This window comes from Aestuariirhabdus sp. LZHN29, assembly GCF_049985285.1.
GTDB lineage: Bacteria > Pseudomonadota > Gammaproteobacteria > Pseudomonadales > Aestuariirhabdaceae > Aestuariirhabdus.
This window is the reverse complement of the sequence record NZ_JBNIEU010000001.1, coordinates 434,870-460,192: the sequence shown is the minus strand read 5'-3', so window position 1 is coordinate 460,192 and position 25,323 is coordinate 434,870. Positions and strand designations below refer to the sequence as shown.

Annotated in this window: 27 protein-coding genes; 21 read left to right on the top strand and 6 right to left on the bottom strand. The window is 56.2% G+C overall.

Annotated features, from left to right (window positions below; translation table 11 throughout):
- Positions 1-3 precede the first annotated feature (3 nt).
- The 7 genes from ACP3PW_RS02120 (at position 4) to ACP3PW_RS02090 (ending at position 5,857) form a co-directional block, all read left to right on the top strand.
- Positions 4-930: an ABC transporter permease gene (locus ACP3PW_RS02120; protein WP_426415006.1), complete on the top strand. Its 927-nt coding sequence runs from the start codon at positions 4-6 to the stop codon at positions 928-930.
- A 67-nt stretch (positions 931-997) separates the two neighbouring features.
- The gene (locus tag ACP3PW_RS02115) at positions 998-2,086 is read left to right on the top strand and encodes a BMP family ABC transporter substrate-binding protein (RefSeq protein ID WP_426415005.1); all 1,089 of its coding nucleotides are present in this window, start codon (positions 998-1,000) and stop codon (positions 2,084-2,086) included.
- Positions 2,087-2,224: 138 nt separating this feature from the next.
- Positions 2,225-2,578 (top strand): group I truncated hemoglobin, encoded by a 354-nt coding sequence (locus ACP3PW_RS02110; protein ID WP_426415004.1) that lies wholly within the window; start codon positions 2,225-2,227, stop codon positions 2,576-2,578.
- Positions 2,579-2,631: 53 nt separating this feature from the next.
- Complete coding sequence (locus ACP3PW_RS02105) at positions 2,632-3,192, top strand: TIGR00730 family Rossman fold protein (RefSeq protein WP_426415003.1); 561 nt, start codon at positions 2,632-2,634, stop codon at positions 3,190-3,192.
- 161 nt (positions 3,193-3,353) lie between these two features.
- Positions 3,354-4,346 carry a zinc-dependent alcohol dehydrogenase family protein gene (locus ACP3PW_RS02100; protein ID WP_426415002.1) on the top strand — a complete coding sequence of 331 codons (993 nt, stop codon included), beginning with the start codon at positions 3,354-3,356 and terminating at the stop codon, positions 4,344-4,346.
- A gap of 126 nt (positions 4,347-4,472) precedes the next feature.
- Positions 4,473-5,399, top strand: a complete 927-nt coding sequence (locus ACP3PW_RS02095; RefSeq protein WP_426415001.1) for a diguanylate cyclase — start codon at positions 4,473-4,475, stop codon at positions 5,397-5,399.
- Positions 5,396-5,857: a methyltransferase family protein gene (locus tag ACP3PW_RS02090; RefSeq protein WP_426415000.1), complete on the top strand. Its 462-nt coding sequence runs from the start codon at positions 5,396-5,398 to the stop codon at positions 5,855-5,857. The genes ACP3PW_RS02095 and ACP3PW_RS02090 overlap by 4 nt, the downstream gene beginning before the upstream one ends.
- Positions 5,858-5,865: 8 nt before the next feature.
- On the opposite strand, the gene ACP3PW_RS02085 is transcribed toward ACP3PW_RS02090, so the two are convergent.
- The 4 genes from ACP3PW_RS02085 to gpmI are packed head-to-tail and all read right to left on the bottom strand — an operon-like array spanning position 5,866 to position 10,877.
- Complete coding sequence (locus ACP3PW_RS02085; protein WP_426414999.1) at positions 5,866-6,783, bottom strand: divergent polysaccharide deacetylase family protein; 918 nt, start codon at positions 6,781-6,783, stop codon at positions 5,866-5,868.
- Positions 6,780-8,120, bottom strand: a complete 1,341-nt coding sequence (locus tag ACP3PW_RS02080; RefSeq protein ID WP_426414998.1) for a S41 family peptidase — start codon at positions 8,118-8,120, stop codon at positions 6,780-6,782. The genes ACP3PW_RS02085 and ACP3PW_RS02080 overlap by 4 nt, the downstream gene beginning before the upstream one ends.
- A gap of 47 nt (positions 8,121-8,167) precedes the next feature.
- Positions 8,168-9,301: a murein hydrolase activator EnvC family protein gene (locus ACP3PW_RS02075; RefSeq protein WP_426414997.1), complete on the bottom strand. Its 1,134-nt coding sequence runs from the start codon at positions 9,299-9,301 to the stop codon at positions 8,168-8,170.
- Between the two features lie 22 nt (positions 9,302-9,323).
- Positions 9,324-10,877, bottom strand: a complete 1,554-nt coding sequence (gene gpmI / locus ACP3PW_RS02070) for a 2,3-bisphosphoglycerate-independent phosphoglycerate mutase (protein WP_426414996.1) — start codon at positions 10,875-10,877, stop codon at positions 9,324-9,326.
- Positions 10,878-11,054: 177 nt separating this feature from the next.
- On the opposite strand from gpmI, the gene ACP3PW_RS02065 reads away from it, so the two are divergent.
- The 3 genes from ACP3PW_RS02065 to secB all read left to right on the top strand — a co-directional run bounded on the left by ACP3PW_RS02065 (position 11,055) and on the right by secB (position 12,325).
- On the top strand, positions 11,055-11,474 hold the full coding sequence (locus ACP3PW_RS02065) for a rhodanese-like domain-containing protein (protein WP_426414995.1): 420 nt from the start codon (positions 11,055-11,057) through the stop codon (positions 11,472-11,474).
- Between the two features lie 7 nt (positions 11,475-11,481).
- The gene (gene grxC / locus ACP3PW_RS02060) at positions 11,482-11,748 is read left to right on the top strand and encodes a glutaredoxin 3 (protein WP_426414994.1); all 267 of its coding nucleotides are present in this window, start codon (positions 11,482-11,484) and stop codon (positions 11,746-11,748) included.
- Between the two features lie 94 nt (positions 11,749-11,842).
- Positions 11,843-12,325 (top strand): protein-export chaperone SecB, encoded by a 483-nt coding sequence (gene secB / locus ACP3PW_RS02055; protein ID WP_426414993.1) that lies wholly within the window; start codon positions 11,843-11,845, stop codon positions 12,323-12,325.
- Between the two features lie 226 nt (positions 12,326-12,551).
- On the opposite strand, the gene ACP3PW_RS02050 is transcribed toward secB, so the two are convergent.
- On the bottom strand, positions 12,552-13,895 hold the full coding sequence (locus tag ACP3PW_RS02050; protein WP_426414946.1) for an IS1182 family transposase: 1,344 nt from the start codon (positions 13,893-13,895) through the stop codon (positions 12,552-12,554).
- A gap of 206 nt (positions 13,896-14,101) precedes the next feature.
- Entirely contained in the window at positions 14,102-14,569 is a 468-nt protein-coding gene (trmL, locus tag ACP3PW_RS02045) for a tRNA (uridine(34)/cytosine(34)/5-carboxymethylaminomethyluridine(34)-2'-O)-methyltransferase TrmL (protein WP_426414992.1), read from the bottom strand.
- Between the two features lie 192 nt (positions 14,570-14,761).
- On the opposite strand from trmL, the gene pilM reads away from it, so the two are divergent.
- The 11 genes from pilM to ACP3PW_RS01990 all read left to right on the top strand — a co-directional run bounded on the left by pilM (position 14,762) and on the right by ACP3PW_RS01990 (position 25,310).
- Positions 14,762-15,685, top strand: a complete 924-nt coding sequence (gene pilM, locus ACP3PW_RS02040; protein ID WP_426414991.1) for a type IV pilus biogenesis protein PilM — start codon at positions 14,762-14,764, stop codon at positions 15,683-15,685.
- Positions 15,666-16,274, top strand: coding sequence for a PilN domain-containing protein (locus ACP3PW_RS02035; protein WP_426414990.1), 609 nt, complete (start codon positions 15,666-15,668; stop codon positions 16,272-16,274). The genes pilM and ACP3PW_RS02035 overlap by 20 nt, the downstream gene beginning before the upstream one ends.
- The gene (locus tag ACP3PW_RS02030) at positions 16,271-16,975 is read left to right on the top strand and encodes a hypothetical protein (RefSeq protein ID WP_426414989.1); all 705 of its coding nucleotides are present in this window, start codon (positions 16,271-16,273) and stop codon (positions 16,973-16,975) included. Before ACP3PW_RS02035 ends, ACP3PW_RS02030 begins: the two co-directional genes overlap by 4 nt.
- Entirely contained in the window at positions 16,972-17,289 is a 318-nt protein-coding gene (locus ACP3PW_RS02025) for a hypothetical protein (protein WP_426414988.1), read from the top strand. Before ACP3PW_RS02030 ends, ACP3PW_RS02025 begins: the two co-directional genes overlap by 4 nt.
- A 101-nt stretch (positions 17,290-17,390) precedes the next feature.
- Positions 17,391-18,932, top strand: coding sequence for a pilus (MSHA type) biogenesis protein MshL (gene mshL, locus ACP3PW_RS02020; protein ID WP_426414987.1), 1,542 nt, complete (start codon positions 17,391-17,393; stop codon positions 18,930-18,932).
- 2 nt (positions 18,933-18,934) lie between these two features.
- Positions 18,935-19,837 (top strand): ExeA family protein, encoded by a 903-nt coding sequence (locus ACP3PW_RS02015; protein ID WP_426414986.1) that lies wholly within the window; start codon positions 18,935-18,937, stop codon positions 19,835-19,837.
- A complete protein-coding gene (locus ACP3PW_RS02010) occupies positions 19,834-21,165 on the top strand; it encodes a hypothetical protein (RefSeq protein WP_426414985.1) in 1,332 nt (443 codons plus the stop codon). Before ACP3PW_RS02015 ends, ACP3PW_RS02010 begins: the two co-directional genes overlap by 4 nt.
- Positions 21,165-22,925, top strand: coding sequence for a GspE/PulE family protein (locus ACP3PW_RS02005; protein ID WP_426414984.1), 1,761 nt, complete (start codon positions 21,165-21,167; stop codon positions 22,923-22,925). Before ACP3PW_RS02010 ends, ACP3PW_RS02005 begins: the two co-directional genes overlap by 1 nt.
- Positions 22,926-22,928: 3 nt before the next feature.
- Positions 22,929-24,152: a type II secretion system F family protein gene (locus tag ACP3PW_RS02000; RefSeq protein ID WP_426414983.1), complete on the top strand. Its 1,224-nt coding sequence runs from the start codon at positions 22,929-22,931 to the stop codon at positions 24,150-24,152.
- Between the two features lie 127 nt (positions 24,153-24,279).
- A complete protein-coding gene (locus ACP3PW_RS01995) occupies positions 24,280-24,807 on the top strand; it encodes a type II secretion system protein (RefSeq protein WP_426414982.1) in 528 nt (175 codons plus the stop codon).
- A gap of 56 nt (positions 24,808-24,863) precedes the next feature.
- Positions 24,864-25,310, top strand: coding sequence for a prepilin-type N-terminal cleavage/methylation domain-containing protein (locus tag ACP3PW_RS01990; protein ID WP_426414981.1), 447 nt, complete (start codon positions 24,864-24,866; stop codon positions 25,308-25,310).
- Positions 25,311-25,323 lie beyond the last annotated feature (13 nt).

Sequence of the window (25,323 nt, the reverse complement as noted above, 5' to 3'; positions counted from 1 at the left end):
TCGATGGATATCGACCTGATCACCAATATTTTATTCGCCATGGTGCGGACAGGAACACCGCTACTGCTCGTGGCCCTGGGCGAGCTGGTGTGCGAAAAATCAGGCGTGCTGAACCTCGGTCAGGAGGGGATGATGCTGATGGGCGCAATGGCTGGCTTCGGTGTCGCGTTTACTACGGGGAACCTATGGTTTGGCGTCGCTGCGGGTATTGCCGTGGGTATGCTGATGTCGCTGCTGTTTGGGTTCCTGGCGCTTAACCTCAATGCGAACCAGGTCGCAAGCGGGCTCGCATTAACTATTTTTGGCGCTGGCTTGAGCGCATTTCTGGGCAGCGGTTTTGTCGGCAAACCGCTCACGGGAATGGAAGCCTGGGTGATTCCGGTGTTAAGTGATATTCCCCTGGTGGGTAAGGCGTTGTTTGCCCAAGACCCGTTGGTGTATCTCTCCTTTGTTCTGTTTGGCGCGGTATTCATATTTATCTATCGCAGTCGACCGGGACTGATCCTAAAAGCGGTCGGAGAGTCCCCCGAATCGGCGGTCGCGGTTGGTTTGTCGGTGATGCGGGTGCGCTATCTGGCGGTTATGTTTGGCGGTGCAATGGCGGGTTTTGGCGGTGCCTATCTATCGCTGGCGTACACGCCGCTGTGGTCCGACAATATGACCGCAGGCCGCGGCTGGATTGCCTTGGCGCTGGTGGTGTTCGCCAGCTGGCGCGTGGGTCGGGTATTGCTCGGTGCCTACCTGTTCGGCGTCGCCAGTATTATGCATCTGGTGATGCAAGGGTTGGGTGTCTCGGTCTCCTCCAACCTGTTGGCAACACTACCCTATTTGGCGACGATACTGGTTCTGGTACTGTTATCCAGCAACCAGGCACGAATCAAACTGTTTGCCCCAATGTCGTTAGGCAAACCGTTTCATAAAACACAATAAGCCGATAGCAGACCTGCTAGCGAGCGCAGCGAGAACCCTAGAAATAATCAATCTCAAGGAGATAGCAATGAAAACTCGATTTACCCCGGCGGGACTGCTTCGCAGCGCGGCCTCGCTGCTGCTGGTGGCAGCGGTATCTGGCTCGGCCCTCGCGGCCGATAAACTCAAAGTGGGTTTTGTTTACGTAGGCCCGGTAGGCGATGCCGGCTGGACGTTCGAACACGATGAGGGTCGCAAAGAGATGGAAGCGGCGCTGGGTGAGCAGGTGGAAACCAGCTACGTTGAAAGCGTTAGTGAGGGTGCTGATTCCCAGCGCGTTATTCGCCAACTGGCCCAAAGTCATGATCTGGTGTTTACGACCAGCTTCGGCTACATGAACCCGACCTTGAAGGTGGGTAAGAGCTTCCCCAAAGTGGCTTTTATGCACGCCACCGGTTACAAGCGCTCAAAGAACGTCGGCACCTACTCGGCGCGTTTTTATGAGGGGCGTTACCTGACCGGCCTTATCGCCGGCCACATGACCCAATCCAATATTATCGGCTACGTTGCCGCGTTCCCGATTCCTGAGGTGGTGCAGGGCATCAACGCCTTTACCCTGGGTCTGCGCAGCGTCAACCCCAAGGCTGAAGTTAAAGTGGTGTGGGTGAACAGCTGGTACGATCCCGCCAAAGAGCGCGAGGCGGCAGAAGCCCTGATCGCCCAGGGTGCTGACATTATCAACCAGCATACCGACTCTCCGGCACCGGTACAGGCTGCAGAAGAGAAGGGTGTGTACGCCTTTGGTTACGATTCTGACATGACGGCGTTTGGTCCCAGGGCGCACCTGACCGGTAGCGTTGTGCATTGGGGCGGCTTCTACACGAAAACGGCCAAGGCTGTACTCGATGGCACTTGGAAAGCCGAGGACACCTGGGGTGGTATAGCGGCGGATATGGTAAAGATGGCTCCTTATAATGCGGCCATTCCCAAGGATGTAATCGCTCAGGTAGAGGCTACCAAGGCGAAAATAGTGGATGGTAGCTTCCATCCTTTCCAGGGCCCGATCAAGGACCAGCAAGGCAAGGTCGTGGTTGCTGAAGGCGTTACCATGAGCGATGCTGAGATGCTCTCTTTGAACTGGTACGTTGAGGGCGTTCAGGGCGAGCTGCCCAAGTAGCTCTTTTCGTGTTATTGACCCGCGCCTGGCGCGGGTTTTTTGTTTATGGGGTCATATAAATATTGCCGGTACAGTGGAAACCGTCAGGAGGATGGCGTAGCTTTAGGGGCAGGTTGTCGTGGCTCGAAGGAGCGAGAGATGTCCCTGTATGACAAGATTGGTGGAGCCCCAGCGGTTGAGCGTGCGGTTGAGCTGTTTTACCGCAAGGTAATGGCCGATGAGCGTATTGCGTCCTTTTTTAGCAACGTCAATATGCAGTCCCAGGCGCGCCGCCAGAAAGCGTTTCTTACCATGGTGTTTGGTGGTCCGGTAGAGTACACCGGCAAGCAGATGCGCGAGGCCCATGCTCACCTGAAGCTGGACGAGACTCACTTTAACGCGGTCGTCACCCACCTGAGGGCTACCCTGAGTGAGCTGGGCGTGAGTGAAGCCGATATCGCCGAGGTGATGGTGATTGCTAATAGCGTAAAGGATGACGTGCTTGATCGTTAGGGTGGGTGTCGCCAATGGGGTATGCAAATGAGCCCTGACAGAGGTCGGTCGCCATGAAGATTGCGGTTTTTTGTGGATCTGCCCTTGGCACTGTGCCGCTCTACGCAGAATCAGCACAGGCGTTCGGGCGAGCGCTGGTCGCTGCCGGCCATGAGTTGGTCTACGGGGGCGGCAAAGTGGGTTTGATGGGGGTTATTGCCGATGCGGTGATTGGCGCCGGAGGGCGTGCTGTGGGGGTGATGCCCCAATCCCTGTGCGATCGCGAAATTCAACACCTGGGGCTGGCCCAATTGCATATCGTGAAGGATATGCACGAACGTAAGGCCACCATGGCGCAGCTGGCGGATGCCTTTGTCGCGATGCCGGGAGGCATAGGCACGCTGGAGGAGCTGTTTGAGGTGTGGACCTGGGCGCAACTGGGCGACCACTGCAAACCCTGTGCGCTGTTTAATGTTGGCGCCTATTACGATGCGCTGCTGGCGTTTTTATCGCACACGGTCGAGCAGGGCTTCGTAGCAGCGACGCATAAGGATATGTTGATTGTCGAGGGAGATCCCGGCGCGCTCCTGCTTGCCCTTACCCATTACTCCGCGCCTTTGAGTAAATGGGAATAAGTGTCCCGTTCCAGTGGACCGCTACAAGCCGCCTTTCCCCATCACTGCCATTTATTGAGCGCCATTCAGCGCCGAGCGAGGGGGCGACTCCGCTAGCCCGATACCCCCGGGCTTGCGTACTATGACGGCACTGTTCCTTTCCCAGACAATATGGAGTTCCCATGCTGAAAGCCCAATACACCGAACGCGGTCCTGTCCCCGAGTCCTCGATTGAAGCGCTGTCGTGGGATAAGCCCGCCCTGTCAAGCGGGCAGGTTTTGATCGAAGTGCTGGCGGCGCCGATCAACCCTTCCGATGTCCTGACTCTGACGGGAGAATACGGAATGTTGCCGCCGCTGCCCGCCGTGGGCGGTAATGAAGGGGTCGGGCGCGTGGTTGAGCTGGCTGAAGGGCTTAAAGGGCCAGCGATCGGGCAGACGGTATTGTTGCCTGTTGGATGTGGGACCTGGTCGTCCCATGTCGTCGCCGCGGCCAAAGAGCTGATTCCGCTGCCCAACGATGCAGATCCGCAGCAGCTGGCGATGATGACCGTGAATCCCCCGACCGCGTCATTAATGCTCAGTGAATTTGTCGACCTCAAGGCGGGCGACTGGGTGATTCAAAACGCAGCTAACTCGGGAGTCGGTGGGTATTTAATCCAGTTGGCCAAACTGCGAGGGTTTAAAACCGTCAACGTTGTGCGGCGCGACTCGGCAGTGGCGGCCGTTGAAGCGGAAGGTGCTGATGTGGTGCTGGTTGATGGTGATGACCTGCGCCAGCGCATGTTGGAGGCAACAGGTGGCGAGGCGCCGAGGCTGGGTATTGATGCAGTGGGAGGTGCCGCCACCGATCGCCTGGCATCTTGCCTGGGCGAAGGTGCCGTACTGGTCAACTATGGCGCCATGAGCCGGGAACCGTGCCAGGTTGCCCCACTTAACCTGGTGTTCAAAGATATACAGCTCAAGGGGTTCTGGCTGGCGCGCTGGTTCCAGCAGGCCTCACCGGAACAAAAAATGAAAGTGTTTGGTGAGGTGGCAGCGTTGATTGCCGCCGGGAAGCTGCATGCCAGGGTCGCAGCGACGTACGGGTTGAGCGAGATCAAGCAGGCGGTGGCGGCCGCCGCAGCGGGCGAGCGCGAGGGTAAAGTGCTGGTGGTTCCCGCTGCCGGGACCTGATTGATCCAGCGGCGCGGCGGCCCTGCCTGTGCCGCGTCAATTGCATGAAACGCCACCCCGGTCATGGTGTGGCGTTGGCGCCCGCGCTAGAATTGTGGTCAGGGTTTACGCAGGGAGGATGGGCCGATGTTGGTTAGCCGTTTGATCGAGGCAATGGGGCATGAGGATATCAAGGCCCTGGCGCGAGATCTTCAGGGGTTGGTGGGGCACCACATCAGTTGGCTGAACCGGATTCACAAGATCTTTATCTGCCAACAGGAACTCGATTACCCCTTGGCGCGGGATTATCGAAAGTGCGCCTTTGGCCAGTGGTACTATGGCGTTACCCAGCCAGAGTTGAAGCAATCAGCGGAGTTTACCCATATTGGCCAGCTGCACCGACAGGTGCATGAGATGGCGACCGAAATGCTGTTGCAGTACGAGCGCAATGGCGTGGTTGCTGAAACCCTCTACGGGGAGTTTTCCGTCGTCGAGCAGACCTTTGTGGCCGAGGTGGAAGCCCTCGCCTACGCGATCGATGATACTACCCGGCAGTTTGACAGCTTGACCCGGCTGCCGGCCCGCAGCCTGATGGGCATTGTGATCGAGAAGGAGCAGTCCAAGGTGACCCGGGGCATGGGGCGCTGTGCGCTGGTGATGAGCGACATTGATCATTTCAAAGCGATCAATGACCGCTACGGCCACCCGGCGGGAGATCGGGTGTTGGTGGAGATTGCACGCTATTTCGAGGACTCCCTGCGTCGCTACGATGTGGTTTCTCGCTATGGTGGTGAAGAGTTTCTGTTTTCAATGCCGGAATCGACCCTGGAGGAGGCATGGGAGGTCTCAGAGCGTTTGAGGCTGGGGTTGGAGCAGTTGTCGATAACCGTGGCACCCGGCACCGAAGTGCAGCTGACGGCCTCTTTTGGCGTGTCAGAAATGGACCCTCGAGAGCCATTGTCGAGCGCGATCGGTCACGCCGATAAGGCGCTTTACCAGGCCAAGAGCGAGGGCCGTAACCGGGTCTGCACCTGGTCCCCAATGCAATCTTCTGCGCGGGGAGTGAGCGCATGAGCGGGCTCGAAATGAGAATTCCTCCACCGGTTTACCTGCTGCTGTTCGGCGCTGTCATGTGGCTGCTGGCAACGGCTACTCCTACGTGGAGCTGGCAGCATCCACTATCCCTGACGCTGGGGTGGGGACTGGTGGCGATCGGCGTAGGGTTCGATCTCGGTGGGCTGTGGCGCTTCATCAAGGCGCGAACCACCATTAACCCCCACCGCCCGCATACGACCTCCGCCCTGGTCGTGGAGGGTCTCTATCGTTTTACCCGCAATCCTATGTACCTGGGGATGCTGTTGCTGCTTATTGGTTGGGGATTGGTGTTGGGGTCGGCCGTGGCATTGCTGCTGCCCCCCCTGTTTGCACTGTGGTTGACCCGTGTACAGATAGTGCCCGAGGAGAGAGTGCTAGGGGAGAAGTTCGGAGCCCCCTATCGTGAGTACCTTAAACGGGTACGACGCTGGATCTAGCCCTGCGCTCAGGGACTCTTGTGGGCAATGCTTTGCTGGCCGAGGAGCTGGCCGGCGCTCACCAGGACGATACCTTCGGCCTCAAGCAGGGGCAGGCGCCGCTCCAGAAGGTCGAGTGTTTCGGGGTAGGGGTGGCCGATCAATATCGCGATACCGGTTTGGCGGGCGATGCGAATACCCTTGTTGAAGGCCGCAGCGATCGCCTCCGGGTCGCGGTCGTGATCGAGAAATACCTGCCGACTCAGGTGCGGCACTCCCCGTGCCTGCGCCGTTGAGGCGCCGACCGTGTCGGCACTGGTCCGACTGTCGACAAAAAACAGTCCCCTCGTTTGCAGTACAGCCATGGTCCACTCCATCTGCTGCGTTTGCTCGGTCATAAGGCTGCCCATGTGGTTATTTACACCACGGACATGGGGGACGCTATTGATGGACGCGAGCAGTTGCTCGGTGAACCCTGCCCGATCCATCGACAGGGTTAGGGCCCCGGGCCCCAGAGGCAGGTGTTGATGGTTTTCCATCGGTACGTGCAGCATGATCTCTTTGCCCGTCTTGTGCCCCAGGGTTGCCAAGTGCGTGGAGTGAGGAGTAAACGGCAGTACGGCAAGGCTCAGGGGGCCTGGCAAGTGGGCGCTGCGTTCACCCTGGGCGCGGTTGTTGCCGATATCGTCGATGATAATGACCAGCTGGGGGGCGAGCGTCTGTATCAGGGCGGGCCGATTGAGAAGCTCGGGTTCCTCGGCCGCGACCGACTCAGGCGCTGGTGCGGGGTTCAATTCGAGCCAGCGCAGCAGTTGTTCGTGGCGATCGCGGGCAGGCAGCGGGAGGGGTTTACGGGGGTCGTTGGCAGCATGTGCCAACGACAGCAGGCCGGCGCTGGCTGGCAGCAGTGCACTTAGCAGGCACACCGTTACCAGCCAGGATCTCATTGTGCCGCAGCCTTGGTGGCGGGTGCTTCGGCCAGTGGAGAGAGGGATTGCTGATGCTTGCTAATATGCAGTCCTTTGAGAAGATTCAATGCCTGATAGAGCTGGTAATCCTCCTGGGCAAGGGTGTCGCGCTTGCCGGTGTCCTCGTTGCTGGTTTTGTCGGCGCCGCCATTGCCGTTGCCGAGGTGGCCCTGCAGATCGGCTTCCTTAACGCCCTTGGGACGCTCTATGGTGGTCAGGGTTGCGCGCTCAACCTCAATGTCAGGCTCGATTCCCTGCGCCTGGATAGAGCGACCATTGGGGGTGTAGTAGAGTGCGGTGGTGAGTTTGAGTGCGCGCTGGTTGGCCAGTGGCAATACGGTCTGGACTGAACCCTTGCCGAAACTATCGGTGCCCATAATGATTCCGCGGTGATGATCCTGCAGGGCGCCGGCGACGATCTCCGAGGCGGAGGCTGAACCGCCATTAATCAGCACCACCAAAGGGATCTCCGGTGCGGCGCTGGTGTTGCTGGCGTTGAATCGCAACTCTGAATTGGCGATCCTGCCTTCGGTGTAGACGATCAACCCCTCGTTAAGGAATAGGTCAGAAATGTCCACCGCGGCTTGTAATACGCCGCCCGGGTTGTTGCGGAGGTCGAGTACCAGCCCCTTGAGGGGTTGTTCCTTGCGCAGTTTTTCTATGCCTTTGGCGGCCTCCTCGCCACTGTTGACCTGAAACTGGGTGATACGCAGGTACCCGTAGCCGGGCTCGAGCTCACGGCATTTGACGCTGGTCACCTTGATCACAGCGCGATGCAGGGTGAGGTCGAAAGGGGCATCGTTGCCGCTGCGCATAATCGTCAGCTCAATAGGGGTGCCTGGCTTGCCGCGCATCTGCTCCACCGCCTCTTCGAGGCTCATCCCCTTGACCGGTTTCTGGTCCAGCTTAATGATCAGGTCGCCCGCTTCGACACCGGCTTGTGCCGCCGGGGTGTCATCGATCGGCGCCACGACTTTAATAAAGCCATTTTCCATGCCGACCTCAATCCCCAGGCCGCCGAACTCGCCGGATGTATGAACCTGCAGATCCTTGAAGGCCTCGGGGTCCATGTACGCGGAATGGGGGTCGAGTCCGGATAGCATGCCCTTGATCGCACTTTCGAGCAGCTCCTGGTCGCTGACCTCTTCTACGTAGGCGGTACGAATACGTTCGAAAATTTCAGTAAACGTGCGCAGTTCGTCCAGGGGAAGGCGGGGCGGCGACTCTTCGGCGTACAGTAACGTACTTAGGCTTAGGCTGGCGGCCAGTGCGGCGCCAGTGGTCAGGTTGCCGAGAAGGCGAATGAGGGGGCCCATGAGGTGCTCCTTGGGATGATGGGTCGAATGCATTGGTTCTTTATAACCTATTGCCGCGCGAGGCAGCAACGCAATGGGTTCTGGGGTTTGCCTCGATAGCGCACTTCAAAGTAGAGGCCGTTGTTTTGCTGGCCTCCGCTGTTGCCGACCGAGGCGATGGTATCTCCGGCGTTTACCCACTCCCCCAGCTCCTTCAGGAGGCTGCGGTTGTGGGCGTAGAGGCTGAGGTAATCGTCACCATGATCGACGATCAGTAGCAGCCCAAAGCCGCGTAGCCAGTCGGAGAATACCACGCGTCCATGGTGGATAGCCTTAACGGGGGCACCCTCCCGGGCACTGATGTAGAGGCCGTTCCAACGCTGCTTGTCCCCTTTGCTGGTGCCGAAGCGATGGCTGACTTTGCCTTTCACAGGCCATCTCATCTTGCCGCGCTGTTGTTTGAATGGCTTGCCTGGAACACTGAGATTGGTGATTGCGGTTTGCAGTGAATCGAGAATTTGTTTCAACTCAGCCTGCTGTGCCTGCTTGTTGGCCAGATCCTTGTCTTTTTTCTGCAGGGTTCGCTTTAGGCGTTCCATCAGCCGCTGGCGCTCGGTCTGTTGGGATAGCAGGTGGGAGCGTTTCTGGTGTAGCTGGTTGCGCTGATTGGTATGGCTCAGCTGGGTTTGTTCGATCTGTTGGTTGAGCTGTTGCACGCGTTCGAGCTGCTGGCGATAGTTGCTGATCTGCAGGTTATGGGCCCGATTGAGATAATCGTAGTAGTGCAGCATGCGCGCGCTATGCTGCGGGTCCTGCTGGCTAAGAACCAGCTTCAGGTAGGGTTGTTGGCCGCTGCGGTAAAGCGCGCGCAGGGTGTCGCCGATCTGCTGCTGCTGTTTGGTAATGCTACTGACCAGCTTGCGCTGATCAGTTTGAAGCTTTTTTAGGCGCTTCTGACCCTCCTTTAAGCGTTGTTCGATCTGTTCGATCTGCCGATGCAGGGTTCCGATCTCCTGTTCCGAGCGACCCAGTTGTTGCTCCACACTATTACGCTGACCGCGAATGCTGTTCAGCAGTGTTTGCATCTGCTGAATATCTTTTTGCAGTTGTTCAAGCTGCTGGCGGGTCTGGGTTTCGCTATTCTCTGCGCTGACTGATAACGGCAGTACCATCAACAGCAGGGCTAGTATGTGATTTCTCATCGGGGTTACGGTACCTCGGATCTCAGGCCTGTTGCGGCTGTAACAGGCTGCTACCGCTCATCTCTGGGGGCTGTTCCAGTCCCATCAGATCGAGCAGGGTTGGGGCGATGTCAGATAGGATACCACCATCTTTCAGGGTTAGCTTGCGCTCACCTACGTAGAGGCAGGGGACGGCTTCACAGGTATGTGCCGTGTGCGCCTGACCGGTGTGCTCGTCTCGCATCTGTTCGACGTTGCCGTGGTCCGCGGTGACCAGGCACTGGCCACCGTTGCGCAGCAGAGCGTCGGTAATCTGTTGCAGGCAGTGGTCGAGGCACTCGACGGCCTTTACGGCGGCATCAAAGTTTCCGGTGTGGCCGACCATGTCACCGTTGGCGTAATTGCAGACTACAAGGTCGTATCTCCTGCTGTCGATGGCTGCGACCAGCTTCTCGGTCACCTCGGGCGCGCTCATCTCGGGTTGCAGGTCGTAGGTGGCCACCTGGGGAGAATTTACTAAAATACGGGTTTCGCCGTCGTACGCTTGTTCGCGGCCACCGCTAAAGAAAAAGGTAACGTGGGCGTATTTTTCGGTTTCAGCGATGCGTAACTGGGTCTTACCCTGTTGTTCCATGACCTCTCCCAGGGTGTTGTTCAGGCTGGTTGAGGGGAAAGCGCACAGCGTATCGATGTTGTCGGCGTACTGGGTCAGCATCACCATGCCGGCCAGTTGGGGGTGTCGGTTGCGCACGAAGCCATCGAAATCGCTATCGACGAAGGCGCGCGTGATCTGGCGCGCGCGGTCGGCACGGAAGTTCATAAAGATCAGTGCGTCGCCATCGTTCAGGGTTGCCGCCCCCTGGCCGGGCTGCTGTATCGTGGTGGCATCGACGAACTCGTCGCTTTCGTCCCGCTCATAAGCCTGTTGCAGTGCTTGCACCGCGGACTCAGCTTGGTATTCGGCTTCGCCTTCGGTCAGTAGGCGGTAGGCCTTGCTGACCCGCTCCCAGCGCTGGTCGCGATCCATGGCATAGTAGCGACCGATGATGCTGGCGATGCGGCCAAGGTTATGCTCTTGCAGCTGTTGGTCGAGGCGAGCCAGTGAGCTCTCTGCGCTGCGCGGAGGGGTGTCACGGCCATCGAGAAAGGCGTGCAGGTAGACCTCGCGGGCGCCCTCTCGGCGCGCCAGTTCGATCATCGCGCTGATGTGATCTTCATGGCTGTGGACGCCGCCGGGTGATACCAGCCCCATAATATGAACCGCGTTGCCGCGGCTTGCGGCGCTGCGGACGGCCTCCTGCAATGCGGGGTTCTGGTAAAAAGAGCCATCAGCGATCGCCTTGCTGATGCGGGTCAGTTCCTGGTAAACCACTCGTCCCGCGCCCAGGTTCATGTGCCCCACCTCGGAATTGCCCATCTGTCCGTCGGGCAGCCCGACATCCTCGCCGGAGCCGGAAACCAGAACGTTGGGGTATTGCTGGCAGAGGCGGTCCCAGGTCGGGGTGTCGGCGGCGGCAATGGCGTTGGAATCAGACGTCTCGCTGTGTCCGAAACCGTCGAGAATAATCAGTGCGGTGGTGGTTTTTGCTGTGCTCATAAGCTCGTACGAGTGGCCTGGGAAGAGGATCGCGAATTTTACCCCGTTGTGTTGTCGATGGCTATTGTGCCTCCTCTGCGCCTTAGAGATGGCATTTGTCTCTATTTCGTATTCAGCCTATGCCCCGAACCCTGTATACTCCACCGCTTTGTGACGATACGAGCGTGTGAAAGCAAGATGGAAAAGCTGTTAGATTTTATTGCGAATAACCCAATCCTGGTATCGACCTTCCTTGGGTTGCTGACACTATTGCTATGGACCGAAAGCCGAAAGGGTGGCAAAACGGTGACGACCCAACAGGCTACCCGTTTGATTAATAACGAAAACGCCCTGGTGCTGGACGTGCGTGAGAAGAAGGATTTTTCTGCGGGCCATATCGTGGAATCGGTCAATATCCCCTACGCCAAAGTGGCGGAAAGAAGCAGCGAGCTAGGTGATGACAAGGATCGCTCGATCATTGTGGTCGATGCGGCCGGGCAGCACGCCGGGGTGGCGGGTAAGGCGCTGGTTGCCGCCGGATTTACCCGGGTCGTGCGCATGAGCGGTGGTGTAAACGCCTGGAAAGGGGAGAACCTGCCCCTGGTGAAGAAGGGCTAGCCTGTTCATGAGCCGTGTTGTTATCTATAGCTCCAGCTATTGCCCCTTCTGTATTCGCGCGCTGCAGTTACTGCAGCGAAAACAGGTGGCAAACGGTATTGAGCTGGAGTTGATCTCGGTGGACGGTCAGGCGCACCTGCGCCAGGAGATGATCCGTAAGGCGGGTCGGACCTCGGTGCCACAGATCTGGATTGGCGAGCAGCACATCGGAGGCTGCGATGAGCTCTATGCGCTTGAGCGCCGCGGAGCGCTGGATCCTCTGCTGGCTGCATGAGCGCTGGCGTTTAAAAATATACAGGTGGTTGCCCCGGTGGAGGCCGCCTTTAATCACGTAAGATAAACAGAAACATACTCAAAGGAGCCTTTCGATGGCCGAAGAACAACAAAATCAGGCAGCTGAGTCTTCAAATCAGCCCCAGTTCTCACTGCAGCGGATCTACGTAAAAGATATCTCTTTCGAGTCCCCGAAATCTCCCGAGATGTTTCGTAAAGAGTGGAAGCCCAAGGTAAACCTGGACCTCAATACCCGTAACAGCAAGCTCGACGAGGGCGTTTTCGAGGTGGTGCTGTCATTGACGGTAAGCGTAGAGAACAGTGAGGATACGGCTTTCGTTGCCGAGGTGCAGCAAGCAGGTATCTTTGCCGTGATGAATATGGAAGAGACAGCCCTGCACCACACCCTGGGTAGTTTCTGCCCTAATATTCTGTTCCCCTATGCCCGCGAGGCGATCGACAACCTGGTCACTCGTGGAAGCTTTCCGCCTGTGATGCTGGCACCGGTTAACTTTGACGCACTCTATGCGCAGGCCGTTGCCCAGAAGCAGGCAGAGCAGGAAACTGCCGGCGAGTAAGTTTCGCTACATCCTGTACATAAAAAATGGGGCTTGCGCCCCTCAGACCACTGACAAACCCCGGTATTTTTACCGGGGTTTGCTTTTTCTAGGACTTGGTAGCTGATTGATGGAAGTTTTCCTGCTGTTGAAGCTGAAGCTATTTTCTTCCGTCTGCCGGCTCAAGCGGTCTTACAATGGGCCGTGTCGCGATAAAACTTGGAGCTGAAAGGGTAAAAACACCTGTTCAGGCGCATAGCAGGGCTATTTTCTTCATGTTCTGCGCGGCGGCAGTCATCAGGCACTGCGCGGCCACCTTTTCTTGACCGCGAAAGCGTGCATATCGGTATCCGTGAAGCTGCTTGGCATCAGCAAAACTTCGTTCGACCGTTTCCTTGCGCCGGGCGTATATCAGCCGCCCACCTTCGGTCAGTCGATGACTGTTGGCTCGTTCCTTACTGCCTTCCCACACATGCCGAGTGACGGTTTTTTTGGCGTTTACATTACGCGTGCAGCATTCTCTCTGTGGGCAGTGGCGGCACTGCTTTGAATCGGAGTGGTAGTGACGATAGCCGTTACGGTCAGTGGTCGCGTAGATGAGTGTCTGGCCCTGGGGGCAGCGATAGCTGTCTGTGTTAGCGTCGTAGCGGTATTCGCGCTTGTAGAAGTAGCCCTTGCGGTGCGTGGGCCTGCGATAACTGATCACTCCATAGATGTCGCGATCCTCAAGACCCTTCGTGATGCCGGCGGTAAAATACCCGGCATCCAGTCCCACTGCGCTTACTTCAAAGCCGAAGCGTTGGCGCTGCCGGTCCAGGCGGTTTAGGTAGGGGATGCTGTCATGAACATTCCCGGAGGTGACGTGAACATCGGTGATGATATTGCACCGGTCATCGACCGTCCGGTGGTCAAGGTAAAAGAACCCTTTGGGCTTGCCATCGCGCACCATGTAGCCGCTGTCTGGATCAGTCGTACTTTGCTTGATTTCCCGCGTCTCGGGCTTCTTCGAGCGCGGTGGCAAGGGCTTTTTTCCATGCTTGAGCCGATCCTCCTCAACCGCTTTGTCCAGTTCGCCCAGATAGTCTCGGCAGGATGCCTCGGCGCGTGCCTTGACCCACTTGCCCTTGTTGGCATTGGCTTTTAGGTGAGTGGAATCGGTGTACAACACCTTGCCAGAAACCAGCTTCTTGCGCATCGCCTGGCACACGATCTCATCGAAGATCTGCTGATAAACATCCGACTCATTAAACCGGCGGCGCCGGTTCTGACTGAGCGTAGACGCATCAGGCACCTTGTCGGTCAAGCCCAGCCGCAGAAACCAGCGGTAGGCCACGTTAACTTGTACTTCGCGTATCAGCTGACGCTCGCTACGGATACCGTAGAGGTAGCCGATGAACAACAGCTTGAACAGCATCGTTGGGTCGAGTGCTGGCCGACCGTTGTCTGCGCAGTAAAGGTCCTTAACCAACTCATGGATAAAACTGAAGTCGATGGTCTTGTCGATCTTGCGCAGCAGGTGATCTTGAGGAACGAGTTCGTCGATGGTGACGAACTCCATGGTGGCTTGAGATGGGGGCGTGTCGTTTAGCATACCCTATTATAAAAAGTCCCCGCACAAGGGCGAGGACTTTGTCAGCAATCTGTGGGGCTTGCGCCCCTTTTTTATGTACAGGATGTAGGGGCCGATAGTTGCTCTTGCACGATCTGCCCCTCTGGCTTCCCTGTCAGTCGTATGACACGAGAGCCACGGGCGGGTCGCTTAATGCTCCTTGTCAGGCCAACATTTCTGGTTGAGGGCTAGGGGGCTGCGCCCTCGAAATCGAGCTGGCGCCAGCTTTCGTAGATGGCTGCGGCAACGCTATTGGAGAGGTTTAGGCTACGGCTATTGGCCAGCATGGGGAGTCGAATGCGATCGCTGATCGCGGGATGCTGCAGGATCTCATCGGGCAGGCCTCGGGTCTCGGGACCAAAGAGCAGGCAGTCGCCTTTGCGATACCGGGTCTGGTAGTAGTTGTGGGACCCCTTGGTAGTCATGGCGAAGATACGCTGGGGCGCCATCGCCCGGGCAAAGTCGTCGAAGCTCTCCCAGTGCTGTACCGATGCAAATTCGTGGTAATCCAGTCCGGCCCTTCGCAGGCGCTTGTCGTCGAACTCGAAGGCGGCGGGACCCACGATATGCAGCCGGTAACCGGTGTTGGCGCAGAGGCGAATTATGTTGCCGGTATTGGGTGGGATTTCAGGTTCGAACAGGGCAATATGAAGCATTGAATGGAGTTCGTTGTGCGGTGGGGTGGGGCATTATAACCAACGGCGGTAGCCGGGGGTAAATAAGGTCAATATAAAGCACTAAAAAGATATGTGACACTTTTCACAAACGTTGTTATATTAATCTTGTAATTTGCTGTTTTTAATAAAGATTGATGTCTTATTTCGATTGCTAGGGGGAGGGGTCCGTTCTTGTTGTGGCGCAAGAAAAAAGGTGCTGCTGGCGGCTTGTTGGGGATGGTGCTTGGAAGTCGCTCGTTCGGCCTGGTGTCGATGGCGTCATCCGGGCAGGTAGACTTCTGCACCGGAGTTGACTTTAGTGAAGGTAATCTGGCGAGCTTGCTCAAGGCGCAGGTAGAGCGCAACCAGCTGAGGGGTAGTGTGAACCTGGTGCTGTTGCCGAGTCAGTATCAGATGTTGCTAGCCGAAGCTCCCGACGTACCGCCAGAGGAGCTGGCCGACGCTATGCGTTGGCGGATCAAGGATCTAATCAGTACGCCACTCGATGAGGTTGAGGTCGATGCGTTTCTGCTGCCAGAGGATGCCTATCGTGGCCGGGTACGGATGTGTTACGTCGCGGCGGTGCGCAGGGATTTAATAGCCCAGCTGACGGAAACGGTGAAAGGGGCGGGCCTGCAACTGAATTACATCGATCTGGCAGACCTGGCCATGCGAAACCTCGCGTTACAGCAATCCTCGGGGGAGAAATCGGTAGCGATTATTAATCTGCGTGATCGGGGTGGCCTGGTTACGGTCACCCAAAATAACCAGCTCTATATGAGTCGCTCCCTGCAAGTGGGCTTTGATCATATTCGTGAGCAGGGGCTTGGTGTGCTGGACGAGCTGGTGCTCGATATGCAACGTTCACTCGATTATTACGAAAGCCAGCAGGGTAAGGGGGCGGTAGCTACCGTCCTGATCAGTGGCAAACACGAAGTGGACGACCAGCTGGTCGCCGCGCTGGATCAGCGTCTTGCCGCCTACGTAATGAAGCTCGATACCTCTCAAGGCATTACTTTGGGCCAGGGAGTCGATCCCGAACAGTTGTCCCGTGTGGCACTCTCTCTTGGGGGTGCGTTACGCGAATGGGGGGAGTATGCAACTGCAGCAGGTTAACTTCCATCACAGTGCCAAGCTGCGCGAACATGCCCGGTTCGGGGGGCTGCGGTTGGCCCAGTCCTGCGTGTTATTGGCGCTTGTGCTTGCTGCTTATGCGGGAATGGAGTATCGCTCGGTACACAAGCTGCAGGATGCAGTTACCCGTCAACAGGAGGGGGTGGAGCAACTCACCCAAAGCCGAAACCAGGCGGTTGCCGAGTTACTGAAATTGAAAAATGATCGCACATCTGCCGCTGAAGTGGCGCGGCTCGAAGCCGATCTGGGAGCCAAGCAGCGATTGGCGTTTCACCTGTCGCAAGCGCTCGAAGTGAAGGGGGAAGGGTTCACTGCCTTGATGGGGGGGTTGTCAAACAACCATCAAGGAGGTGTGTGGTTGACGGGGTTCGATTTTTTATCGGGTGGTCAACGTCTCTCTCTACAAGGGGAAACCCGCAAGCCGGAATTGATTCCTCATTACCTTCAAGCGCTGCAAAAAGCTCCAGTGTTTTATGGCAAAGGATTTGAGTTGTTTTCCATGACTCGGGACGAGGAGCGCACGAAATTATTGGTGTTTGAATTGAAGGCCAAGCGCGAGGTGACACCATGAGTCAGTGGTGGGGGCGTTATTGCGATGCGATTGACCAGCGTAATGAGCGTGAGCGTGTATTGATTACGCTAAGTGCTTTGCTGGTGTTGGTTATGCTTTTTATTACCTTGGTTTCTGATCCCTTGAGCGCAAGTAAGAGGAGCGTCCTGGCGTCGCAGCAACAGTTACAGCAGGAGATGGCCTCCTTGCAGGCAGAGATCGATTCAACTCATGCTGAAGCACAGGCTCTTCGCCAGGCGGTGGGAGGGGGTAGGATCGAGGAGTTGCACAAGAGTATCGCTCATTTCGATCGAGTGTTGCGCGACGCGACCGTGAACCTGATAACCCCGCAACAGATGTCGGAATTGTTGCAGGTGATGTTGCAGCGCCAAAAGGGCCTAAGCCTGATCGGTGTGGAGAGTTACAGCGAGCCGCTGACGTTGTCGGATACAGATCAGGGATCCGCCGAGGTAGTGAAGGGCGATAGCGAGTCCAAGTCAAGGGCGCCGGATTTTTATCGCCATGGTATGCGCCTGGAAATGGAGGGCGATTTTTTTGCCGTACAGGCGTACCTGAAAAGTGTAGAAGAGAGCCGGTGGAGTCTGTTTTGGGAGGGGCTCGAGTATGAGGTTGTGAAACCTCCCAAGGCTCGGGTGCGGCTTAATATATTCACCCTGAGCCGGGACCCGGAGTGGCTGGGGATGGGGGGGAGCCAGGGATGAGGATGCCTCTTTTTGTAGTGGCGCTGTGTGTATCAGTGTTGTGTAACGCTGCGGTGGATCCGACACGGCCGGAAGGGTACGAGCCGAAAACAGTTAGTCGGCCCCAGGCAAAGCTTGAGTTGCAATCTATTATGATTCGGGGTCAGGAGCGCAGTGCGGTTATAGATGGAAAGCTCTACCGGGAAGGGGAGCGGGTATCGGGTGTAAAAATTGTCAAAATAGAAAACTGGCGAGTTGTGCTTATGGGGAGTACGGGACGCCGGGTATTGGAAATTGCTAGCCAGCCAGTAATAGACAAGGGTTATTCGAAATGAAAGGCACAATAAGACTCGTTGCTGTATCGGCGCTTGTTATGTTGATGATGGGGTGCGAAACCATGCGCAATCATCAGTATACAAAGGACAAAGCTGAAAGCATGTTATCTGAAAGCACAGGCGATTCTGATGCCTATGTCGAGAGTAAGCTTGAGCCTTCGGTGCCGCCAGAGGATGTCCGTAATGCGTTACTTCCGGAGCTCGATATTCCCGTCGGAGCAGCTGGAGATCGTTTCGATATTGCCGTAAAGAAGATGCCTGCCCGAGATTTTTTTATGGGCCTAATGGAAGGTAGTGACCAAAATATTATTGTGGGTCCCAAGGTAGAGGGGGAGATAAGCCTGATTCTCAGCGATGTCTCCCTCGATGAGGTACTGTCGGCGGTACGTGATAATTACGGCTACGATTTCAAAAAAAACAACTACGGTTACCAGATTTTGCCATCCCAGGTGCAAACCCGAATCTATCGTCTGGACTACCTGAATATAAAGCGTGCCGGAACCTCAACGACCTCGGTCAGTAGTGGCCAGGTTTCCAACGCGGCCAATCGTGATAGCAACAACTCGAGTAACAACAACTCCAGCAATACTATCTCGAATAATAATCGGGGTGACACTATCAACAGCTCCGAAATAAAGACTACTTCGAATACAGACCTGTGGAGTGAAATGGCGAACATGGTGCAGATGATTATTGGGGACAACCCCGAGCATCGAGTGGTAGCGAACCCCCAGGCCGGTGTGCTGGTCGTCCGCGCTGGCACACCAGAGTTGCGTGGTGTAGAAGCTTTTCTTGATGTTGCTGAAGATAGCTTGCAGCGGCAGGTGTTGCTAGAAGCAAAGATTATTGAAGTGGAGCTAAACGATGGCTTCCGTTCGGGTATTCAGTGGAACGCGGTGTTTACGCCGGGTAGCAAAAACATTTCGATTGGGCAGGGCTCCGTGCCTTTCAGTAATACTGATATTTCCAACGGAGGAAACGGCCTGGGGGGTGTATTCTCAGGTGTCCTGGCGCTGGGTGACTTCTCCGCAGCGATCGATCTTCTGGAAACCCAGGGGAACGCTGATGTACTTTCGAGTCCGCGTATCTCTACGGTTAATAATCAGAAAGCGGTTATCAAAGTCGGTAATGATGAGTTTTTCGTGACCGATTTTTCGACCACTACCTCGACCACTAGTGCGGGTAGTACCACCGTGCCTGACGTCACCTTGACACCTTTCTTTTCAGGGATAGCGTTGGATGTCACTCCGCAAATTGCTGAAGATAATGAGGTTATCCTACATATCCATCCTTCGGTCTCTGATGTGGTTGACCAAGATAAAACCATAACCGTTGGCGATGCATCGGTTACGCTTCCGTTGGCGTATAGCACTATTCGGGAATCCGATAGTATTGTTCGGGCCGAAAGTGGCCAGGTGGTGGTGATCGGAGGTTTGATGAAAACGTTTGAGAAAACCGATGTCGCCAAGACACCGTTTTTGGGCGACCTGCCTGGAATAGGGCCTTTCTTCCAGCAGCGGCAATCGTCTTTTGTAAAAAGCGAATTAGTGATTTTGTTGAAACCGGTGGTAGTGGATATCGGTACCTTTAATCGAGACGTGAAACGCAGCAGCGATCGCGTCAATAAATTGCTTCAGTTTTAGCTATGTATCAGGATTTTTTCGGCCTGCGTGAGCTACCCTTTGCGCTCACTCCCAATACCGACTTTCTCGTGAATCTTAGTAGTCATCAGGAGTGTCTTAATCTGCTGCATGTTGCTCTTTCGCAGGGAGAGGGGTTCGTTAAAATCGTTGGTGAAGTGGGCACCGGAAAAACGCTGTTGTGTCGCCAACTTATGAATGACCTTGAGACCGAAGGAGTCAAGGTCGCCTACCTGCCAAGCCCGGAGTTGGATGGGCGTGAATTGTTGCTCGCACTGGCGCGAGAACTCGCTGTTGATCTTGTCGAAAAAGATAATCCCCACGATATCAGGGATCAGATTTTCCATCGTTTGATTGAATTTGCCCGAAGTGAAAAGCGGGTTGTTTTGTTGGTGGATGAGGCGCAGACGATGAGCCGCGGGGCGCTGGAATCCTTGCGCTTGATTACTAACCTGGAAACAGAAAAGCGTAAGCTGTTGCAAGTGGTCCTGTTTGGCCAGCCTGAGCTTGACGAACAGCTGCAGGGGCGGGATATGCGACAGTTACGGCAGCGCATTACATTTAGTTATCGCTTGCAGCCCATCGTTTCGCAGAATATCGGACGCTATATCAATCATCGGTTGGCGGTTGCCGGTTACAACGGCGAGGGCTTGTTCGATAGCGCAGCGATAAAGCGCATTTATCGGGCTTCTTCGGGTATTCCCCGACTGGTTAATGTTCTTTGTAATAAGGCGATGATGGCGGCTTACGGGAAGGGTGATCGGGTTATTTGTTCGCGTCATGTGCAGCGGGCGGTTGCCGACACCGATGAAGCGCTGTGCCAGCGCTCCTATACGTCATGGCTGCTGGGCGGGGTCGCGCTGATGGTCGCTGTTGCCGGTGGAGTCCTCTATCGAGTGATGCTATGAGTCTGATCAACGACATGCTGCGTGATCTTGATGAGCGCAATGGAAAAGAGGATCTCTCACAGCGCGAGCGCGTTGCTAGCGTGCTTGGCGTTATGGATGAACCCAGGGTTTGGTATCGGCGTCCAGTGCCGCTTTCTGTGGTTGCTCTGGCTCTCTGTGGAGGGGTGGCTGCGGTGATTCTGTGGCCGTCGATGAACCCGTTAGCGCAAGACCCGTCCTCGCCAATAGCGTCATCGATTGTCGAGCCACCAGCTCCGGTGGAGGCCGCTCCGGATCCTGAGTTGGACGCTGTAGCACTGGTCGATGTTTCTGCAATCAGGGTGTCAGAATCCCCCGATCAACAGCCGTTAGCGTTTGAAGCCGGGGTGGAAGAGGCGCGGAACCTATCGCCTGCTTCGGGCGAGGAGCGAGTCGACCTCGTCGAGGAGACAAGCGCGCTCGCCAGCCCAGATGCTCAAGGTGACATGTCGCAAAAAACGGCTTCCCGCTTACCACCAACAGAGCCATCGCCGGAGACAGCGCCCGCGCAAGAGGAGGCACCGCTGGAGGTATCCTCCAGCATGCCATCCAGCCCCCAATTCGTAGCGAAACCTTCGCCTGAGACGGGAGTGGCTGGCGTCAGCCCGGAGGTTCGAACAGAGTCCCGCCCAGCCCCGGTCAAAGCCATCCCGTCGCTTACTCAACCTGCCGTTAAACCGGTCGCAAGGAATGAGCGAGCTCCTGCGCCGGAAACCAGGATTGCCAATGCTCGCCAGTCCGAGCAGAAGCTGTTAGACCGGGCCGACAAGCGCCTCAGGGCAGGGCGTCAAGCCGAGGCTGAACGGGGCATGCGCCGGGAGCTTGTATCTGATCCCGGCATGCATCGGTTGCGGTTGCTGTTGGTTAAAAGCTTGTTGTCCCATGATGCGGTTGCCGCGCGCCGGGTAGCGATGGAGGGACTGACGTTGCTGCCCAATCATCATCCCTATCGCTTGGCGCTTGCTAACGGGTATATGCGTTCCCGGGATTACGAGGCGGCAGTTTCCGTGTTGTCAGAGCAGCGTCCTCCGATGAGCGATGCGCTGGATTACTATACGACCCTGGCCGCGGTTTTACAGTATACCGGCGACTATGCCGCCAGCGAGCAGATCTATCTACAGTTATTGCAATTACAGGATGCCAATAGTCGTTGGGTGTTGGGGTTGGCCATCGCTCAGGACCAACTGGGACAGTACCCTGATGCTCGGGTCAACTATCAAAAAGTGCTGGTGATGGCGGGTGTCGATAGTGCCAGTCGGAGCTATGCTCAGCAACAGGTGTTGCGATTGCAGCGGATGGAGGTTCAGTGATGGCGGAGCAGGGAGCAGGTGTTGTCAAACGGCTACGGTTAGGCGATCTGCTGGTTCAGCATAACCTGATCAGCGAAGCGCAACTGGATCTTGCCCTACAGCAGCAAAAACGCACCGGTATTAAGTTGGGCCGTACCATTGTCGATATGGGGTTTATCGAAGAGGAGAAACTGTTACAGGTTTTCTCTGAGCAATTGAAAATCCCTTTCGTTGATCTGCGTTTTTTCAAATTTGACAATGAACTTATCCAGCGCCTTCCTGAGGTTCATGCGAGGCGTTACCGCGCCCTGATATTGTCGGATAATCCCGATGGTTTGCTGGTTGGTATGGCCGACCCGCTGGATCTTTTTGCCCAGGATGAGTTGCGCAGGCTTCTTGGGAGCAGCATTAAGTTGGCGGTGGTTCGTGAATCGGAAGTGTTGCAGGCACTCGACGCGGCGTACCGAAAAAGTAGCGAAATTGCATCGCTGGCCGGGGAGATTGAGGATGATCTCCAGGAAGGCGATTTTGACCTTAACCAGATGGGGATCACCGATAATGCCGGTGATGCGCCGGTAGTAAGGTTGCTTCAAACCCTGTTTGAAGATGCGATTCAGGTCCACGCATCGGATATTCATATCGAACCCGACGAAAATGTTGTGCGGATACGTCAGCGTATCGATGGTGTGCTCGATGAACAGGTGATGAAGGAGACGCGTGTAGCGTCGGCCCTTGTGTTGCGCCTGAAGGTGATGTCTGGTCTCGATATATCCGAAAAACGTTTGCCCCAGGATGGTCGTTTTAATATTCGTGTTAAGGGCAGGAATGTTGATGTGCGTCTATCGACCATGCCGGTTCAGCATGGAGAGTCGGTGGTAATGCGTCTGCTCGACCAGAGCGAGGGCGTGTTCTCGATGGATAAGCTGGGAATGCCCCCCGCGATGCTGCGTCGATTTCGGATGTTGCTTACCCGGCCCTATGGCATGGTCTTGGTTACCGGTCCGACGGGTAGTGGTAAGACGACATCGCTGTATGCAGGGCTTAGTGAACTGAATACCCCCGATAAAAAAATCATTACCGTAGAGGACCCTGTCGAGTATCGCCTGCCGCGGATTAATCAGGTGCAGGTGAACGAACAGATTGGGCTGAGCTTTTCTCGTGTTCTGCGCAGCGCTTTGCGTCAGGATCCGGATATCGTACTGGTTGGTGAGATACGGGATCATGATACGGCAGAGATCGCGTTGCGGGCCGCGATGACAGGTCACCTGGTGCTGTCGACGCTGCACACCAACGATGCCATGACCAGCGCCTTGCGTTTAATCGATATGGGAGTGGAGTCATTTTTGGTGGCCTCTGCGCTTAACGCGGTGCTGGCCCAGCGTCTGGTGCGTCGTTTGTGTTCAAACTGCAAGGAGCCGGCAGAGCTGCCTTCGCGAGAGTTGACGCAGCTGCAATCCATCGCGGGTAGTGTTGATATTACCCATACTACGTTTTATCGAGGCCGGGGCTGCCACCACTGCAATAACAGTGGCTACCGGGGTCGAGTCGGCATCTATGAGCTACTGGAACTGGACTATTTGATGGTTGATGCCCTGCGCACGGGCAACCAAAGCGCCTTTATGGCGGCCGCCGCCAACGCGCCGGAGTACCGGCCCCTGGTGCTGGGAGCACTCGATTACGCCATGGAGGCGGTGACCAGCGCCGAGGAGGTGTTCAGGGTATCCGCCACCTTAATCGATGACGCTGGCATGGGTGATCTCACTGTGGCAGCAGAGGAGTAAGTCGTGGCTCGTTTTAGCTATCGTGGGCGTGATGCGGCGGGACAGGAGGTTAGCGGCGATATGGAGGCGCCGTCTGTCGATGTCGTTGCCCAACAGCTGGGCTCGCGGCAAGTCGTTCCCCTGGCGATTGAAGAGATGGCGACAGCCAGCGGAGCGGCGATCCGTTTCGAGCAGTTGTTCGCCAAAAAAACTGTCGCATTGGATGAGTTGGTAATCTTTAGTCGTCAGATGTTCAGCCTCAGCAAAGCGGGGGTGCCGATCATCCGTGCCATGCGCAGCTTGCAAAGCTCCGCGCGCACCCCATTAATGGCGCAGATATTGGGGCAGGTGGCGGACGATCTTGAATCGGGTATGTCGCTGGCGAGCTCGTTGCAACAGCACCCCAAGGTGTTCGGCGCGATGTTTATCAATATGATTCACGTGGGTGAGAATACCGGCCGTCTCGATACAGCCTTTCGGCAACTCTCGGACTATCTGGAGATGGAGCGCGAAACCCGCAAACGAATCAAGCAAGCGACGCGTTATCCTATGCTGGTGGTTGTGGCGATGGTGGTGGCGCTGTCGGTGGTTAATTTTTTGGTTATCCCGTCGTTCTCTGCAGTGTTCGCTAAATTGGGTGCCGATCTGCCATGGCCTACCCAAATCCTGATTGCGACCTCCAATTTTTTTGTTAACTACTGGTGGCTGATGTTGATGGTGATTGCCGCTTCCGCCGTCGCCGCGTGGCGTTACGTTAATACCGAGCAGGGTGGGTTGCAGTGGGATCGCTACCGGTTGCGCTTACCCCTGGTGGGTGCGATCTTCGAGCGCATTGCGTTGGGCCGATTTGCCCGTACCTTCTCGATGATGGTGAGCGCCGGGGTGCCGATGATGCAGGTGTTGGGGATCGTTTCTCGGACGGTGGGTAACAAGCATATCGGGGCGGGAATCGAACAGATGCGAAACGGTGTAGAGCGCGGCGACTCGCTGCTGAGAACCGCCGCCAACACGCAGATGTTTAGCCCATTGGTGCTGCAGATGCTGGCGGTAGGTGAGGAGACGGGTAACATCGACGAGTTGTTTGAAGAGGTAGCGGACTTTTACGACCAAGAGGTGGATTACGATCTGCGACGTCTGGCCGACGCTATTGAGCCCATTTTGATCGTTGCGCTGGGGGTCATGGTGTTGATACTGGCGCTGGGCGTGTTCCTGCCGGTGTGGGATTTGGGGTCGGTGGTACGCAATTAGCGAAATCTGGACTTTTTTTGTCAATTATTTTGTGAGATAGTCCATAAAATACAGTTGGTTGCGTACTATACTTAAATAGCTATGTGAGATAGAAGGCGGCGGGATGTTGCCGCAACCAGGCAAAGGGATGGAATTGAACATGGGAGTGCAGCGCTCAACAGGAATAGCCCGATCTCAACGGGGGTTTACCCTTATTGAGTTGATCGTCGTGGTTACCATATTGGGTATTCTCGCCGCAGTCGCATTGCCTCGCTTCATCGAGGTGGCCGATACGGCTCACGAGAACGCTGTTCGAGGCACTGGTGGTGCACTGGCGTCGGCTGTGCTGTTGGTACGGGCCCAGTGGATGACCAATCAGATTGGCGGTGTCGTGTGTAACCTCGCCGGTTTTGGGGCTGGAAATGTTTGCACCAATGCCAGCGGCTGGCCGGTTTCGACCGATGGCAACAACGGCGACCCGGACGCCAATCGCTGCATTCAGGTTTGGTTATCGGTTCTGCAAGGCTCTGCACCGACGGTTTCTACCGGAGTTGCCACCGACTATCTGGCTACAGCGGCGGGTGGTCAGTGTACCTTCATCTATCAACCGGATAACCGTAATCATAGGATTATCTACAACTCACTCAACGGCTCCGTGGTTACGATCATTAACTGATTAGCGGCGGATCTATTTGGCTTAATATAACTGTAAACGAAAAGGCGGAAGACGTAATGGAAATCACTAACACTAAACAAAAGGGTTTCACCCTGATCGAGCTGATCATCGTGATCGTTATTCTGGGTATTCTGTCGGCGTTCGCCCTTCCGCGCTTTGCGGACCTGGGTGGTGATGCGCGGGCCGCTTCGGTAAACGGTGCCCTCGGATCTGTGCGCTCGGCGGCGGCGATTGCCCATTCTGCCTATCTGGCCGATGGCTCCAACCCGGCAGCGGTAAGTCTGGAAGGTACCACCATCGCCCTGACTAACGGCTATCCAACGACTGTGTCGATTCTCGATGCAGCCCAGATTAGTGCCGCAGATTACACCATTGTAGCTGGCCCACCCGTTGCTATTCAGGGTACCGGGGCAACCACCCTGGCCGATTGCCAGTTCACCTATGCTGACGCGCCTGTAGGTGGTTCTCCTGTGGTAACCCCTAACATTGTTAACTGTGATTAATATGGGGTAATCG